Origin of the sequence: Microbulbifer yueqingensis, from assembly GCF_900100355.1 — a bacterium.
Lineage (GTDB): Bacteria > Pseudomonadota > Gammaproteobacteria > Pseudomonadales > Cellvibrionaceae > Microbulbifer > Microbulbifer yueqingensis.
Window position 1 is genome coordinate 461,604 of the sequence record NZ_FNFH01000001.1, and the last position, 16,290, is coordinate 477,893.

The following is a 16,290-nucleotide window of genomic DNA, read 5'->3' on the forward strand; positions in this document are numbered from 1 at the left end:
CGGGTGCCTGCAAAATGGCGCCTCAGGACAGGTGTTCGAGGAGCTTGTCGAGAGTGATGGGAAAGTCCCGCACGCGCACGCCGGTAGCGTGGTAGATGGCGTTGGCTACCGCAGCGCCGGCGCCGCTGATACTGAGTTCGCCGATACCTTTCGAGCCCAGCGGATTGGAGTGGGTGTCCGGTTGCTCACGGAAGTGGATCTCCACCTCGGGGATGTCGCGATTCACCGCCAGGTGATACTCGGCAAAGTCCCGGTTCACGAAGGCGCCGCATCGCTCGTCCAGCATCAGCTCTTCCAGCAGCGCGTAGGAGATACCCCACACCATGCCACCGAGCAGCTGGGAGCGGGCAGTTTTCCGGTTGAGTATACGCCCGGCGGAGAAGACCCCCAGCATCCGCCGCACCCGAACCTCACCCGTATCCCGGTCCACGGTCACCTCGGCAAACTGGGCACCGTAGGAGTGCTGGGAATATTTTTCATGGTCCTCGCCGGGCTCCACCTTCCCGTCGACCTCCAGGTAGTCATGGCCGGACTGGCGCACCAGCTCGGCCAGCGGCACCTTCTTATCGCCCAGCACCAGGTTGCCACCCTCGAAGCTGGCGCCATCAAAGTCCGCATCCTTCAGGGATTCCTGTTTGCGCGCGATATCCACCAGCTTCTCCCGCAATTTCATGCAGGCATCGCGCAGTGCGGAGCCGGAGCTGCCCGCCCCGAATGAACCGCCTGAGCCGCAGCTGGCCGGGTAGGCGCTGTCCCCGAGTTCGATAGAGACCTTGCCGGCGGGCAGGCCCAGGATATCGGCGGCGATCTGCGTGAGGATGGTGTAGGTGCCGGTGCCGATATCGGTCATGTTGGCCCAGGCGATCAGGCTGCCGTCATCGGACAGCCGGATGCGAGTGGTGGATTTCACCAGGATGTTCATGCGGATGGTGCTGGCCACGCCGTAGCCCACCAGCTGGCGTCCCCGCTCCTGGCTGCGTGGAGTGGGATCGCGCTGGTCCCAGCCGAACTTGGCCGCGCCCTCGCGCAGGCACTCCGCCAGGTCGTGGCTGGAAAACGGCTGCCCGCTGGCGGGTTCCCTGTCAGGCATGTTGACCAGGCGGAAAGCCACCGGGTCCATATCGCAGCGATAAGCCATTTCGTCGATGGCGGACTCGAAAGCCAGGGAACCGATGGAATGTCCCGGGGCCCGGCAGGAGTCGATCAGCGACATGTCCACCGTCTTCACCCGGTGCCGGCTCAGCAGCGCATCGGCGTGATAGGTGGTGCGGGCCGAGGCGCCGGTGGGCTCGGCGAAGGCGTAACCCCGGGCCCGGGGCATGTAGCTCTCGTGGCCGATGGCCTTGAGCTTGCCGTCGCCGCTGGCGCCGAGGCGGATGCGCTGCACCGAGTTTCCCCGGTGGGGCGCATTGTGGAAGACATGGCGCCGGTGCTGCACCACCTTCACCGGCCGCTCCAGGTGCATGGCACCCAGGCAGGCAAGGATCGCCTCGTTGTGCAGGCCCAGCTTGGAACCGAAGCCGCCGCCGATATAGGGACTCAGCACGCGGACCTTGTCCGGGTCGAGCTTCAGGGTGTTGGCCAGTACTTCCACGGCCGGGCCTATCAGCTGCACCGACGTGTACACCCACAGCTCATTGCCGTCGTATTCGGCAATGGTGGCGTGGGGCTCCATGGCGGCGGAGGCCTGGTTCGGCGTGGTATAGGTGACATCCAGCTGCACCTCGGACTCACTGTACGCCTGTTCGAAATCCCCCCGGGTGACATCCGGGTCCAGGCCGCCGTCCAGCTCGTCGGGCACCTCGTCCGCATCACTGCCGGTAGTCGTCACTGCCTCTGCGGGGTCGTAGCTGACCTCTACCAGCCCGGCGGCGTGGCGCGCATTCGCCAGGGTATCGGCGATGACCAGCGCCACCGGGAAACCGTGGTAGCGCACCCGGTCGCTGCCAAGCATGGCGCGGGACTGGGTGAAGCGTCCCTCGTCGTCCGGCTCGCCGAACGGCACCTGCGACGGGCTGTTGTTGTGGGTGAGCACCGCCACCACCCCGGCACTCTTCTCCGCCGCGCCGGTATCCAGCGCCTTGATGCGCCCGGCGGGGATAGTTGCCTCCACAATCCAACCCACCAGCGGGGCATGATCCAGCTGGTGCTCGGCCGCATAAGTGGCCGCGCCGCTTACCTTCAGGGGTCCGTCGACCCGGTCCAGTGGCTGGCCGATCGCTGCCGGGTTTTTCATGCTGTGGTCTCCCCTTCCGCGCCGGCGGCGTCCCGGAGGACCGCTGCCAGCGTGCGCCGCGCCAGCGGGATCTTGAAATCGTTGCCGCCGTAGCCTTTCGCATCCGCCAGCTCGGCGTCGGCGGCCATCAGGAAATTCTCCTCGGTGGCCTTCTGGCCCTGCAGCGCCTGCTCGGCCTTGCGCGCGCGCCAGGGCTTGTGGGCCACACCGCCGAAGGCGATGCGCACGCTGTCCACCTTGCCGTCCACCACATCCAGGATCGCGCCCACCGACACCAGCGCGAAGGCATAGGAGCTGCGGTCGCGCACCTTGCGGTAGAGCTGCCGGCCCGGGGGCGGCGCGGGCAGCTGCACGCCGGTGATCAGCTCGCCGGGCTCCAGCACCGTGTCCCGCTGCGGTTCGTCGCCGGGCAACCGGTGCAGTTCCTCCACCGGCAACTGACGCTCACTGCCATCGGGGGCGCGCAGGTTCACCACGGCATCCAGCGCCACCATCGCCACGGCCATGTCCGACGGGTGGGTGGCGATGCACTGCTCGCTGGTGCCCAGGATCGCGTGAATGCGATTGAAGCCATCCAGGGCGCCACAGCCCTCGCCGGGATTGCGCTTATTGCAGGGGCGGGCCGTGTCGTAGAAGTAGTAGCAGCGGGTGCGCTGCAGCAGGTTGCCGCCGGTGGTGGCGCGGTTGCGCAGCTGCGCCGTGGCGCCGGCGAGCAGCGCGGCCGAGAGCAGCGGCCAGCGCTCCCGCACCCGCGCATCACTCGCCAGCGCAGTGTTGGTTACCAGGGCCCCCACCTTCAGGCCGCCATCGCCGCCATCCTCGATCTGGCCGAGTTCCAGCCGGGAAATATCCAGCAGCCGCTCCGGTGTCTCTATTTCATGCTTCATCAGGTCGACCAGGTTGGTGCCGCCAGCGAGGAAACGATCCCCTTCGCTCACCCTCTGGCCCAGGTCTTCCACTGCGGCGAGGCGCTGGTAGTCGAAAGGTTTCACCGGGATGCCTCCCCCTTCCGGTCCAGCTCCCCTGCGGCATCGAGGATGGCGTCGACGATGTTGGCGTAGGCGCCGCAGCGACAGAGATTCCCGCTCATACGCTCGCGGATTTCTTCCGCACTGAGGCGGACCGCGCCTTTCCCGGTAACGTCGCTGGCCTCGCCATTGGCGACTTCCTCCAGCATGGCGTAGGCGGAACAGACCTGTCCCGGCGTGCAGTAGCCGCACTGGAAGCCATCGTGGCGCACGAAGGCCTGTTGCAGCGGGTGTAAATCGCCGCCCTCACCCAGCCCCTCGATGGTGGTCACCTCGCAGCCCTCGCACTGGATGGCCAGGACCAGGCACGCATTCACGCGCCTGCCGTCGAGTAGCACGGTGCAGGCCCCGCACTGGCCGTGGTCGCAGCCCTTCTTGGTGCCGGTGAGCCCGGCACCTTCCCGCAGGGTATCCAGCAGCGTGGTGCGGGGATCATCATTCAGTGTCACTTCCTGTCCGTTGACAGAGATTACTGCCATGCCGGGCCCTCCCTGGCCTGTGCGCTCCGGTTTATGTTAGTGCAAGCGGCGGGATACAGGTTCTACAGGCCGACACAAGCGCACGCGGTCATCGACAGCTGCCGTGCAGCCGGGGCATGGGCAAGATTAGGCGCCAGAAGGGACTTGGTGCATGATTGGTCGAAGCTAAATGGGGGAACTGAACCATGGTTAACAGCCACGGAGCCGCCAGCCGGGTACTGACCAGCATTGACCTCCGTCCCCATCACGGCGCCGGCCCGATCGAGCTGGGCATGGACCGCGCGGCGGTACGGTGCATCCTGGGCGAGCCTGGGCACGTCATAGCTGCCCACCAGATAGAGGCCGGCGATACCACTATTGCCGTGCCGGCGCGGGACAGCTACTGGGAGGGCGAACTACAGGTGCATTACGATACTGCGGAGAGGGTGGAATTTATCGAGGTGTTCCGCGGTAATACGCTCCGTAGCGCCCGACTCGAAGAGCTGGAGCTTTTCTCCGGGCCGGTGTATGACCTGCTGGAGCAGCTAGCCGCCCTTACCGGCCAGCCCTATGAGTCCGACGATCCTGACGCCCCACAGTGCTTTACTTTCCCGGGACTCGACCTGGGGCTGTGGCAACAGCAGTCCCCGGCAGGCAGCGATGGCCTGGATAGCGCCGGCGTGGGCATTCCCGGCTACTATAGCGAAGAGCAAATATAGCGAAGAGCAAATTTAGTGAAGAGCAGTGGCCGGGCATTACCGCCCGACACGCTGCTCCTGTACCAACACGAAATCCTGACATTCAACTGGCACGATCGAAGCAAATTATGAACAACGAAGAGCTGGAAGCAATATTCGGCCTGGATACCGAAGACCGCTATGACTATTTCCTCGACACCGTGGGTGAGGAGCGGGAAGTCTGGATACTGGTCAACAACGAGGACCACTTCCTGAAATTACACTCCGATGAACACGGGGGGTTCGAGTACCTGCCGGTGTGGCCGACCGCGGATTTTGCCTCGGCTTACGCCGGCGATGATGCCGACCTCAGCCCCCGCGGCATCGCCCTGCCACAGTTCCTGAAGAAATGGCTCAAGGGACTGGAGAAGGACGGTATCGAGGTTGGCGTTTTCCCGGGTCCGGATAAAAGTGTCTGGCTTATGGAGCCTGCTGAGCTGGAGCGCGATCTGCGGGAAGAACTTTCACGCTTCTGACATGACGCAACTGGCGGGGCCCCGAGTGAACCGGGCAATGGGGCCCTTTTTCCACCAGCCACTGGATTGCCGCCCATGGGAAAGCAGCCGGCCCTTACCCTGCGAAAATCCCCGACGGTAATCGCACAATACCCACCACACTGTTGCACCACCGTACAAGACCCCACAGTCAAAAATATTAATCTATGCGCTGCCGCACAAAAACAGGACTAATCAGGTTCCAGTAGCGCGAATCCCCTGTGAGTCATCGTCATCCCTCCTAGACTCCTGTCGGGTACCGGGCCAATCCCGGGTCCGCTTTTTACTTCGCAAATGAAGCAAGGCACATCTCACGCTGTACTTTGGTACCACATGGAGTGTGTCAGAAAACTATAAAAGCATTTCTTTTTCATCCGCACCCTCCTGTTCCGCTTGCTTCCCGAAAACAAGAGTAACAACAAGGTGAATCACCGATGATGACGAGAAAACTTCCCCTACTGGCCACGCTGGTGGTGGCGCTGTGTGCGCCGCTGTCGGCAATGGCAGCCACCGGTGTGGCACTGGTGCACGGCACCGGTAACCAGTCCGATGCCTATAACGACTACTGGAAATCCGGGATGGTGGAATCCATCCGCCAGGGACTGCCCACAGGCAGCAATATGCTGGTGATCAACTGCGACTTCGAGGAGTACATGTGGGACGATGCCGCCGCCGGCTGCCTGGCCACACAGCTGCACAATTTCATCACCTCGATGAATATCGATGACCTGGTTGTCATCACCCACTCCAACGGCGGCAATGTAATGCGCTGGATCCTGTCCAACCCCACCTGGGACAGCCGCTACCCGGCCATCATCGACAGTATCCGCTGGGTGAACGTGCTGGCCGCCTCCAGCGCCGGCACCCCGCTGGCGGACGCAGTGATGGCGGGCAACGTGTTCGAGGCCTCAGTGGGCTGGCTGCTGGGCTACCAGAACGACGCGGTACGCATGCAGCAGACCAGCTGGATGGCCTATTACAACGACAACTGGCTGCTGGGCACCTCCGGCCGCCCCACCCTGCCGGTGGGATTCTGGAATGTGGTGGGCACCGATGTGGAAAGCGCGGTGTGGGACCCCGACAGCTACTGCGGCGGCTACACCGAGAATGTCGGCCTGGAAATCACCCAGGAGTGGCTGAACAGTTGCTCCGATGGTTTCCTCAACTGCACCTCGCAGAACGCCGCCGGCCGCCTGTGGTTTTACGACTATAGCGCGACCAAGGGTGGCGAGCCGCTGAGCCATAACCAGAGCCGGCGCAAGTGCTTCTACCTCGACCTGATCCTGAGAAACGACATTTAAGGTGCAGCCATGAAAACCATACTCATAACATCCACGCTGGTCTTCTGCGCGCTAACCGCCGCGGCATCCGCCCAGGAGATTCTCAACAACAGCCGCGCCCCGGTCAGCTTCTCCCAGGCCGTCGAGTCGGATGTGAAGCAGCAGCTCGCCGACACCGGTGCCCGCGAGGAAAGCCGGGTCTTCTACCGGCGCGTCAGCGGCGCCGAGCTGAACCGCGGTGCCGAGTTCTTTGTCGACGGCAAGCAGGCGGTTATCCAGATCTCACCACTCGACCGCTCGCAAAACGGCAAGCGCGTGGTGGATACCGAGATTCCCCGGGGAATGACACTGTCCAATGGGACCGAGCGTCGCCCGGTGGACGACGACAGCATTGCCCTGCACCGCAAGTCCGAGGGGCTGCGCCAGGAGTTCCCGGGTCTTTATGGCCGTGCCCACGTGATGAAGGTGCCGGAGGATATGGGTCGCGGTAACTTCACCCTGAAGGCCAATGGCAACGCCCGGGCCAATGCCGAATACATCCTCTATGTGCTGGACAAGCACAGTGATATTGCCCTGGAAGTGCAGGCGCCCAGCAAGCGCTTCAGCCGCTCCGGGACACTGGAGCTGGCAGCGGGTCCCTCCGGCAGCGCGTCCGCCAGCCTGGAGTCCGTCTCCACCACGCTGATCGCGCCGCGTGGAGAGCGCTATGAGGTAAATGGAAATATCTCTGGCAATCGCTACACTGCCAGCTGGCCGGTGAACGTCTCCGCGGCCTCGGTGCCCGGCGAGCTGTGGCGGGTCGAGGTACGCTCCACCTTGCGCAACTCGCGGGGCGAGTCGCTGGAGCGGGTGGCCGTGGTGGCTGCAGACATCTTCACCGAAACCGCCAGCGCCAGTGTGGCGGGCAGCGACGTCCGGGGCCTGACGCTGGCAGTGGATGTACAGGAGGCCGGCCGTTACGAGGCGCGCGCGCTGGTGTTCGGCCGGGACGGCAACGGTGACTACCAGCCGGCACTGCTGTCCTACCGCGCCGAGTGGCTGGATGCGGGCCAGCGTGAAATGAGCCTCACGGTCGACGCGGCCAAGCTTGCGGCATCCGGACTGAGAGGGCCCTACCAGGTACACAGCGTCCAGTTCCTGGACCAGGGCCGCATGTCGGTGCTGGGTTACCTGCAGGGAAGTTGGGAGCTTAAGTAAGTCCCGGCAGCCCGAGTGGTCGCGACCGGCAATAATTGCCGGTCGCGACTTGCTCATACCAGTGGCCACCGGCGCCTGTCCGGCAGGCTCCGAACTCTCTAAGCCTGCTGCCGTTCGGGTTTCCGTGGTTTGGCAGACAGGTATTCGTCCCGCGCCTTCAGGCCGGTAAGCATGGCCAGGCTCTCAAGTAATTGGGCAGCGGCCAGGCGCCCGCCGATCCCGGCACTCACCTTGACGGTCACGCCGTTTATGCGCTGCAGCAGCAGGTCGAAATATTCGACGGCCTTCCCGCCCTCACCGCCGGAACCGCTCCGCGACAGGCGCAGGCCGTGCACCTGCGCGCGGGGCCAGTCCACGCGCTTTTGTTCCCGGCCCAGTCGCAGCGTTCGATGGACGATGCGGTCGCTGCCTATAATGGTTTCGTAGCCGGTAATCATCAAATTGATACCGATACCTGTCAGCAGCAGGCCGAACCCGCCGAATACGAGGGGAAAAAGTATGGGAGCGTCGGTAAAGGTTACCCCGATACCGATCGAACCGAACAGCAGGCCGAATAACGTAAGGGGCTTGGCCAGTTTCTGCTTCCCCGCTGGCTGCCGGATGACCAGGCCACCATCTCGCTGCTCAATATCCAGCAGGGCTTCCAGCTCCTCGGTAAAATCCGTCTTCCCATGGACCAGCTCCACCTCGCTGGCCTTATGAGCCGGAGGCGTGCCCCCCACCCTGAACACCGGAATCTCGTACTCCCGGTGGAAGTCCACCCCCTGCATACGCCCCCTGGCCTCCAGCGACCACCAGTAGCCATCGCCATCCTCGATTCGCGACGAGGACATCTGCTCGGGGACGGCAAAGGCAAAATATACGAGCGAACTCCCGGCGGACACTCGCACCTTGCCCCTGGAGGCCAGCTCCCAGAGGCAGTCTATATTTGTCTCGCGATCACCGTCAGTGCCGCGGCGTGTGGTGGTGCGCATATGCTTCAGTTTCACTTCAAAGTCCACCGCGTGGCCAAGGCGGCGGCTGAATTTCAGGAAGCCGGCTACCCGGCCGCCGATCTGACCCGGGAAGGGATCGAGCACCACCGGCACCGGGCCGAAGCGCCGGTGCTCAATTGTTTTCTTCACCGCCTTGAACAGGCAGAACAGGCCGGCAGCTACGAACAGCAGCATTGCCAGGCTCGCGTAGTTGCCCTTGTGCAGCTCCCCCGGCAGCGCGGTCAGCATCGGCAACGTAACGGTGTGGACCAGCAGGGTAACTATCCACCACATCGCAATGGTGAACCTGTTCTTGGAATAGATACCCTCCGGCGACCATTCGGAGCGGGCCTGCCAAGGCCTCTTGTCCCGTATCGCCGGATCTACGGGCGCTTTCCTGGTCCATGTGAAATACAGGACCCCGGCTCCGATGAGAATAAATACGGAGCATAACAGCCCGGGGAACAGCACCAGTTTCCAGCGAAGGCCGCGATCTAGTACCGATGCGCGGGGGTTATCGGGGTTCACCCAGCCTCGCACCGTGCGGTTGTAATTCGCTGCGGAAGCCAGCTGGCGGTATCTATCCTCCTGGTAGCTGCCAAAACTATCGCTGCCCTGGTGCAGGGAGATACGGTGGCCCTGGTACTCGCGCCCGGCATGGCGATAGCGGTAGGTGGCAACCGCCTTGTAAATCAGAGTTCCCTCGTCATCGCGCCGGGATTGCAGGTCGGCCTCAATCACCTTTGCCTGCATCGGTTGCCAGGACTGCATCCGGATTCGCTCGCTGATCGGCGAGCCGACCATGAGAACAAAGAGAAATAAGCCCAGCAGGAAAAAAAAAGCTCCGAAGAGTGTTCCCGCAAACCTGGGCGGGCGCCTTACCTCCATTGTCATTGTTTTCTCCCCTAGTACTGCACTGGAAGTCAGTACATATTAGTCTTATGCGCTTGGCGGCTTAATGTAGCACAGGCAGGTGGTGCTTTTACCGGACAGGGAGAAAAGCCGGTGAATTCAAACCCGGCTCAACAAATTGCGGCTGGTACCCGTCAGCCCGTGGAAAACGCCAGTATCTGGCTAATCTCATTCAGGCTGCGCCCCGACTGTTCCTGCCAGGTGGCAACCGCCTGCTGCAGTGCGGACCAATCCTTTTTCGACGACGGCGTCTTCTGCACCACTCCCTCACGCACCAGTGCCTGCACCATGTCTGCAGAAAAAATCAGTGTGTCCACCCCCATGCGACGCAGGAATACCTGGCCAGTGCGGCCGCCCAGGCGGGAACCGCCGTTCCGCAGGTAGCGCAGGTTGTCGGCATAGTCGGCGGCTTTCCAGCCGGCGAAATAATTACCCAGCCCGCCGTGGGCGCGGGACAGCTCGAGAAAGAAAGTGGCATTGTCCCGAATCGACTTGGTCTTGGCCCAGTGGCGGATCATGCCGTCCTGCTTCATGACATTCTCAAGCTCATCGTCCGGCATGAAACTGCAGTAGTGCAGATCGAAGCCGTGGAAGATCTCCTCGATACGCGGCCATTTGTTACGGACCACGGTCCAGTTGAAACCCGCCTGGAACACCGCCCGCGATGCTGACGACAGCCACTCGCTGTCCGGGATTTTCTTCAGGGTGCGCGGGGCCCTGGGTTTGGTGAGCTTCCGCTCCAGTTCCCGCTCGCCGCCGAAACGCTCGACGACCCCGGATTCTATATTCCTGAAGTCCCGCATGGCCCGCTCTTCCCCGCCGCTGTTACAAAGAGCCGTTTATAGCGGAGGGCCGATGGCCAGTCCACCCTGGCTCTTCCCCTCGACGAACCGAAAGATCCCGGCGACCTGACCCGCCCAACCGATGCGGCGGCCATGATAAATTTCATCCCAGTGCCCGGATTCGCTGCCGCAATCGTCCGACAGGAATTAGCCGGAGCCGCCCCCGGCCGGCAGTGCCCTCCCATATCCACGGCCTCGGACGGCAGAATGCGGAAATCACCGGACCAAACTGGTACGGTATCCCACTAACCCGAAACTACTTTAATAACAAAGGTGACCCCATGATACGCAGCACCCTGGCGACGTTAGCCCTGATGGGCGCGCTCTCTCCCGCCTATTCCTATGATCCACAGTCACTGGGCAAAGATGCGGCCTGGGTTGAGGAGCAGTCCGACCGCATCGCCTCGCAGGCCACCGGCCTGGCCGACAACCTGTGGAACTGGGCCGAGATGGGCTACCAGGAAACCCGCAGCAGCGCCGCCATCCAGGAGCACCTGCAGGAGGCCGGTTTCTCGGTTGAGACCGGTATCGGCGATATCCCCACCGCGTTTGTGGCCAGCTACAAGCAGGGTCGCGGCGGGCCTGTAATCGGGCTGCTGGCAGAGATGGACGCCCTGCCCGGCGTGGCCCAGCACGCGGTACCCGAATACAGCCCCATTGAGGGACAGGCGGCGGGCCACGCCTGCGGCCACCACCTGTTCGGCGCCGGCTCCACCGCCGCGGCGATTATGCTGAGCCGCTGGCTGGAGGAAACCGGCACCCCTGGAGAGATCCGCCTGTACGGCACCCCCGCCGAGGAGGGCGGCTCCGGCAAGGTCTATATGGTGCGCGCCGGCGCCTTCGAGGGCACTGATGTCGTGCTGCAATGGCACCCCGGTGACCGGAACGCCGCCCTGCCTACCTCCAGCCTGGCCAACCGCTCGGCCAAGTTCCGCTTCAAGGGCGTGGCCAGCCATGCAGCTGCCGCACCCGAGCGCGGTCGCTCGGCACTGGATGGCGTCGAGGCGATGAACTTCATGGTGAACATGCTGCGCGAGCATGTGCCGGACAGCACCCGCATCCACTACGTGATTACCGACGGCGGCATGGCCCCGAACGTGGTACCGGCGCAGGCCGAGGTCTTCTACTACGTACGCGACAACACTGCGGCCGACCTGGAACCCGTATGGGAGCGGGTGGAGCAGATCGCCCGCGCCGCTGCCCAGGGCACCGGCACCAGCGTGGAGTGGGAGATCATCCACGGCAACCACAGCCTGCTGCCCAACCAGGTCCTGAACCGCCTGCTGGACGCCAGCATGCGCCAGTTCGGCGGGATCGAGTACTCGAAAAGTGAGGAGAAGTTTGCCCGCAGCCTGGACGGACTCGCCAGCAAGCCGGGACGCATGATCGGCGACCAGAAGAAGATCGTCGACTACGATCCCTCCGAGGCCCCCTCCCCCGGCTCCACCGACGTGGGCGATGTCAGCTGGAACGTGCCCACGGGCGGCTTCGCTACCGCCACCTGGGTGCCCGGCACTTCCGCCCACACCTGGCAGGCGGTGGCCGCCGGCGGCACCAGCATCGGCCACAAGGGTATGCTGCTGGCCGCCGAGACACTGGCGCTGGCGGGCATCCAGTTATTGAGGGAGCCGGGGCTGGTGGAGCAGGCCACCCGGGAATTCGAGCGCAAGCGGGGTGATGACTTCGAGTACGCGCCCCTGCTGGGCGATCGCGAGCCGCCGCTGGACTATCGCAAGTAACTATCTAAGTAACTATCGCAAGTAACCATCGCAACCAACTTCTCATCCCTGTACGGCGGGGGCCGACGGCTCCCGCCCGCCTTCATCCAGGCTTGAACACATCCGAATCCGCAATGCCGGTGGATACGTATCTCCCATCACACAATCGGCGGGAACGGAGCGGTAATACCGCGATTTGAGCCAGCCACCGGCCACTGACACCTATAATCAGGTTATATCCCCGCGAAACCAGGCAGCAGAGCATAATGGCCGGAAGAGTTTTTCTCGCACTGTTCATTACACTTCTTGCAGGCTACACGATGGCGATTGAGGAACCGGCATACAGGCTGATCGAGAAATCGGAACCGTTCGAATTGCGCGACTACGAACCCAAAATCATTGCCGAGGTGGAAGTACCGGGCTCCATGGACAAGGCAACCAGTGCAGGGTTCAGGCTGCTGGCCGATTATATCTTCGGTAACAACAGCGCCCCGGCGGGAGGCAACGAGAAAATAGAGATGACGGCACCGGTGGGCGTGGAACCCCGGTCCGAAAAAATCAGTATGACGGCGCCCGTCAGTATGGAGCGTACCGGTGGCCAGTGGCGTGTCTGGTTCGTGATGCCCGGCCGCTACACGATGGACACGATTCCCCGGCCGAACAACCCGGCGGTAAAACTGCGTGAAATTCCTGCGACCACCTATGCGGTTATTCGCTTTTCCGGCTTCACCGGCGAGGAAAAGGTGGCGAAGAAGACTGCTGAACTTGTGGCATGGATGAAGGAGAAGGGCCTTGCGCCAATCGGAAAACCGGAACTGGCGCGCTACAATCCGCCGTGGACCCTGCCCTTCCTGCGCCGCAACGAAATCATGGTGCCGCACGAATGAATGCCCGCGATGCTGGCGGTTCAGCGCTTTTACTTTCCCTGCAGGATCCAGGCGTTCTCGGTCGCCGCACAGCGTCCCTTCAGGCCACCCGGCACCGGCTGGCTGTCAGCCAGTTCCAGTGAATAATTCCCGCCGTAATGCTGTGCCATTTCCTCGCCCGAAACGGCAAAAGGGGGACCGGGCATAAGCGCCTGGTCGTATTCAAAGGTGATCAGTAACTGCGGCGCGCCGTTACTGATTTCCACCAGGTGTGCGGTGTAACGCTCGCGCATTTCCGGCGGCAGGGCCACCAGGGCGGCGCGATCGTATATCGCATCAACCTCACCGACCAGCCGGCGGGAGACATCGAAGATATCGCCAACAAAAATATCGATACCCTCCGCACTGAAATGCTCAAGGCCGCCCGCAGGAGCGATTTCGGGCTCGACACCCAGTTCGCTGAAGAGCTCCACGGTGGCCTGCCGGTTCAGCTCGGCCCCGACAACCCGGTATCCCTGCGCCAACAGCCAGTGGATATCCAGGGTCTTGCCGCACAGCGGGACGAACACCCGTGCCCCGCGCCGCGCCGCAATCCGGGAAAAGTGCCCCACCAACAGCGGGTTGGCCTCCGGCGCGTGAAAGCCGATATCCCGGTCCTGCCATTTACGGTGCCAGAATTCAGCATCCATTTCTGTTCCTCTACTGCTCGTTACTGCGACCAACTTACAGCCAATATACACTGCCCGCGCGCACTATTCACTTTGCCGCTTCTGCGATATGGGGACAGATAGAAAAAGGCCCGCCGGAAGGCGGGCCCTGGAAAGTTACCAAAGCAGGGGTCAGTGCTCGTGCCCGTCCTCGTGCTCGTGATCCTTCGCCCAGGTCACATGGGTGAGGTGCCGGATACCCTGCGGGTCGATGCGGATAAAGGTCTCCTGCTGTCCGCGGCGCCCCATGGACATACCCCAGCCGGTGCTACTGGAGTTGTTGCCGATATCCGACTTGTTGCAGCCTTTGCCGGGCGGTGAGTTACAGTCGCCACCACCACCGCCGCCGCCACCGGAACCGCTTGTGGCGTAGGAATCGTAGGAATCGGTGTGACCGTAAATGGTATCCAGCTGCCCCATATCATGGTTGTTCGGATACGGATAGGGCGGATCCTGGTAGTCCATGCAGGAGAACAGTGACTGGTTATTGAAATTCTCATCCTGGTGGCCAAGGCCGACGTCGTGGCCCAGCTCCTGGCAGGTGACACTCTGCTTCCAGTCCCAGGTGTTGTAATAGGACGAGGTGAAATAAGTGTCGTTCAGCTTAGTATAGCCAGTAATGATATGCCCCTGGGGATCGATCGAGATCCCAGCGATACCCAACCAGCCATTATTGCCGTAATCCAGGTTACAGATCCGCACCATGCCATCCGGTGCGCTGCACTGGCGGCGGGTCTTGGAGCTGGTGTCGCCGTTCGGGTCCTCGATCATGTTGAGTTTGGAGGACTTGGACCAGTCCGCGATGGCCTGGGTGACATAGGGGTCCCAGTCGGTGGTGGTACTGTTGATCACCTGCAAATCGAAAGAGCTCGTCGTCCTCGCCCAGTGGTAGTCGGCCCACGAATGGTCCGCAGACGCACTCAGTGGCAGCCCCGAGGCGAGCAGTACAGCGAGTAATTGCTTTCTCATTATTTTCTCCAGAAATCTACACTGCTTCGGAAGTAACGCCCGGCGGCTTTACGGAGATAAGACTGGTCCGGGAAAAACCACAGGGCGCGATTTACCGGTCCAAATGCTGGCTGAGGAAGCCAAATACTGGCGGAGCCTATAGCGTTGCAACAGGGCCGGAAGGCGTCAAGGTGATTTCCGACGACAGGCGCCAGAGGCCAACCTGCCAGAGCTGTCAGCCGCTTCCGCGGCGGGAAATTTTTAGTCTTATTTGCACGTTGTCGCGCATTTTTTGCTGCTGATGGAACACAAGGCTTGCCAGAAATAAATTGATTGGTACCGCGGTTTCATCCAGATAAATTTCGCTGCCTTAGTCAAAATTTGCGAACTACCGCACCTTTTTGCCATACATCTCGGTTATCCATCTGGGCCGGACATCATCGCCACGCCGCGAGCTTCCCGCTAGACACTGGGGGTTACTGTTCCCCAGCCACACGCCATATCGTCGCTGTCTCCCTTTAACCTGCAAAAATATCCGTTTTCCATTAGCCTACTCTGCAATAATGATCGCCAAACATGCCAGGGAGAGAACCCCATGCTCAACGGCACCCCCCGCAGGGTCGCAATTATCGGCGCAAAACGGATCCCCTTTGCCCGCTCCCACACCGCCTATGCGGACCTGGATAACCAGACCATGCTCACCGACACCCTGCGGGGGTTAGTTGACACCTTCTCCCTGGATGGTGAGCAACTCGGCGAGGTTGCCGGTGGCGCGGTGCAGAAGCACGCCAGGGACTGGAACCTGGTGCGGGAGTCCGTACTCGGTTGCGGCCTGGACCCGCACACGCCGGCCTACGATATCCAGCAGGCCTGCGGTACCAGCCTGGAGGCCACTATCCTGGTGGCCAACAAGATTGCGCTGGGCCAGATCGATAGCGGTATTGCCTGCGGTACCGACACTACCTCGGATATCCCGATGGGCGCCAACGACGATATGCGCCATGCGCTGCTGGCCCTCAACAACGCCAGGACCACCGGGGACAAGCTCAAGGCCGCCGCCGGGCTGCTTAACCCCCGGCACCTTGTTCCGGATATGCCCACCGGCGCGGAACCCCGCACCGGCATGACCATGGGCCAGCACGCCCAGGTAACCGCGAAGCAGTTCGGCATCACCCGCGAGGCCCAGGACGAGCTGGCGCTCGCCAGCCACAAGAACCTGGCCCGCGCCTACGACGAGGGTTTTTTCGACGACCTGGTGATGCCATACCAGGGCCTGAAGCGGGACAACAACCTGCGTCCGGATACGACGCTGGAAAGGATGGCCAAGTTGAAGCCGGCATTTGACCGCGATCACGGCACCATTACCGCGGCCAATTCCACCCCGTTCACTGATGGCGCATCGGCAGTACTGCTGGCCAGCGAGGAATGGGCCGAAAAGCGGGGCCTTCCCGTGCTGGCTTATATCACCGCCGGCCAGGCCGCAGCCGTGGACTATGTGGACGGCAAGGAGGGCCTGCTGATGGGCGGCGCCTACGCCATCCCGCGTATGCTGGCCAGGCACGGTCTCGCGCTGCAGGACTTCGACTTCTATGAAATCCACGAGGCCTTTGCCGCGGTAGTGCTCTGCACCCTTGCCGCGCTGGAGGCCGAGGGCTTCTGCCGCGACAAACTGGGCCTCTCGCACGCGCTGGGCAGCATCGACCGCAGCCGGCTCAACGTCAACGGCAGCTCCATCGCCACCGGCCACCCGTTCGCCGCCACCGGCGGGCGTATCGTCGGTACGCTGGCCAAGCTGCTCGACCAGAAGGGATCGGGCCGCGGGCTGATCTCCGTCTGTGCCGCCGGCGGCCAGGCGGTAACCGCGATCCTGGAAAAGTAAGCGCCCCCCATAGC

The 16,290-nt window shown here is 62.6% G+C and carries 14 protein-coding genes; 7 read left to right on the forward strand and 7 right to left on the reverse strand.

From position 1 onward, the window contains the following. Positions 1-22 precede the first annotated feature (22 nt). The 3 genes from BLT26_RS02075 to BLT26_RS02085 are packed head-to-tail and all read right to left on the reverse strand — an operon-like array spanning position 23 to position 3,743. Positions 23-2,236 carry a xanthine dehydrogenase family protein molybdopterin-binding subunit gene (locus BLT26_RS02075; protein WP_091507457.1) on the reverse strand — a complete coding sequence of 738 codons (2,214 nt, stop codon included), beginning with the start codon at positions 2,234-2,236 and terminating at the stop codon, positions 23-25. Then, the gene (locus BLT26_RS02080) at positions 2,233-3,228 is read right to left on the reverse strand and encodes an FAD binding domain-containing protein (protein WP_091507459.1); all 996 of its coding nucleotides are present in this window, start codon (positions 3,226-3,228) and stop codon (positions 2,233-2,235) included. Before BLT26_RS02080 ends, BLT26_RS02075 begins: the two co-directional genes overlap by 4 nt. Further along, entirely contained in the window at positions 3,225-3,743 is a 519-nt protein-coding gene (locus BLT26_RS02085; RefSeq protein WP_091507462.1) for a (2Fe-2S)-binding protein, read from the reverse strand. Before BLT26_RS02085 ends, BLT26_RS02080 begins: the two co-directional genes overlap by 4 nt. A 185-nt stretch (positions 3,744-3,928) precedes the next feature. On the opposite strand from BLT26_RS02085, the gene BLT26_RS02090 reads away from it, so the two are divergent. The 4 genes from BLT26_RS02090 to BLT26_RS02105 all read left to right on the forward strand — a co-directional run bounded on the left by BLT26_RS02090 (position 3,929) and on the right by BLT26_RS02105 (position 7,430). After that, complete coding sequence (locus BLT26_RS02090; protein WP_091507464.1) at positions 3,929-4,441, forward strand: hypothetical protein; 513 nt, start codon at positions 3,929-3,931, stop codon at positions 4,439-4,441. A 107-nt stretch (positions 4,442-4,548) separates the two neighbouring features. After that, complete coding sequence (locus BLT26_RS02095; protein WP_091507467.1) at positions 4,549-4,935, forward strand: DUF2750 domain-containing protein; 387 nt, start codon at positions 4,549-4,551, stop codon at positions 4,933-4,935. Between the two features lie 452 nt (positions 4,936-5,387). Further along, on the forward strand, positions 5,388-6,254 hold the full coding sequence (locus BLT26_RS02100) for a hypothetical protein (protein ID WP_245720549.1): 867 nt from the start codon (positions 5,388-5,390) through the stop codon (positions 6,252-6,254). 9 nt (positions 6,255-6,263) lie between these two features. Beyond that, positions 6,264-7,430, forward strand: a complete 1,167-nt coding sequence (locus BLT26_RS02105; RefSeq protein WP_091507470.1) for a DUF4785 domain-containing protein — start codon at positions 6,264-6,266, stop codon at positions 7,428-7,430. 98 nt (positions 7,431-7,528) lie between these two features. Here the strand turns inward: BLT26_RS02105 and BLT26_RS02110 are convergent, their stop codons facing one another. Then, entirely contained in the window at positions 7,529-9,175 is a 1,647-nt protein-coding gene (locus BLT26_RS02110) for a DUF3592 domain-containing protein (RefSeq protein ID WP_425435260.1), read from the reverse strand. Positions 9,176-9,450: 275 nt separating this feature from the next. Next, the gene (locus BLT26_RS02115) at positions 9,451-10,119 is read right to left on the reverse strand and encodes a DNA-3-methyladenine glycosylase I (protein ID WP_091507476.1); all 669 of its coding nucleotides are present in this window, start codon (positions 10,117-10,119) and stop codon (positions 9,451-9,453) included. Positions 10,120-10,439: 320 nt separating this feature from the next. On the opposite strand from BLT26_RS02115, the gene BLT26_RS02120 reads away from it, so the two are divergent. Together BLT26_RS02120 and BLT26_RS02125 are read left to right on the forward strand one after the other, a co-directional pair. Further along, positions 10,440-11,897 (forward strand): amidohydrolase, encoded by a 1,458-nt coding sequence (locus tag BLT26_RS02120; RefSeq protein ID WP_091507480.1) that lies wholly within the window; start codon positions 10,440-10,442, stop codon positions 11,895-11,897. A 245-nt stretch (positions 11,898-12,142) separates the two neighbouring features. Continuing rightward, positions 12,143-12,763 (forward strand): SOUL family heme-binding protein, encoded by a 621-nt coding sequence (locus tag BLT26_RS02125; RefSeq protein WP_217631355.1) that lies wholly within the window; start codon positions 12,143-12,145, stop codon positions 12,761-12,763. 29 nt (positions 12,764-12,792) lie between these two features. Here the strand turns inward: BLT26_RS02125 and tmpT are convergent, their stop codons facing one another. Both tmpT and BLT26_RS02135 read right to left on the reverse strand, forming a co-directional pair. Beyond that, positions 12,793-13,431: a thiopurine S-methyltransferase gene (gene tmpT / locus BLT26_RS02130; protein WP_091507488.1), complete on the reverse strand. Its 639-nt coding sequence runs from the start codon at positions 13,429-13,431 to the stop codon at positions 12,793-12,795. A 150-nt stretch (positions 13,432-13,581) separates the two neighbouring features. Continuing rightward, on the reverse strand, positions 13,582-14,418 hold the full coding sequence (locus tag BLT26_RS02135) for a hypothetical protein (RefSeq protein ID WP_091507491.1): 837 nt from the start codon (positions 14,416-14,418) through the stop codon (positions 13,582-13,584). A gap of 574 nt (positions 14,419-14,992) precedes the next feature. On the opposite strand from BLT26_RS02135, the gene BLT26_RS02140 reads away from it, so the two are divergent. Continuing rightward, positions 14,993-16,276: an acetyl-CoA C-acetyltransferase gene (locus BLT26_RS02140; RefSeq protein WP_091507494.1), complete on the forward strand. Its 1,284-nt coding sequence runs from the start codon at positions 14,993-14,995 to the stop codon at positions 16,274-16,276. Positions 16,277-16,290: the final 14 nt, after the last annotated feature.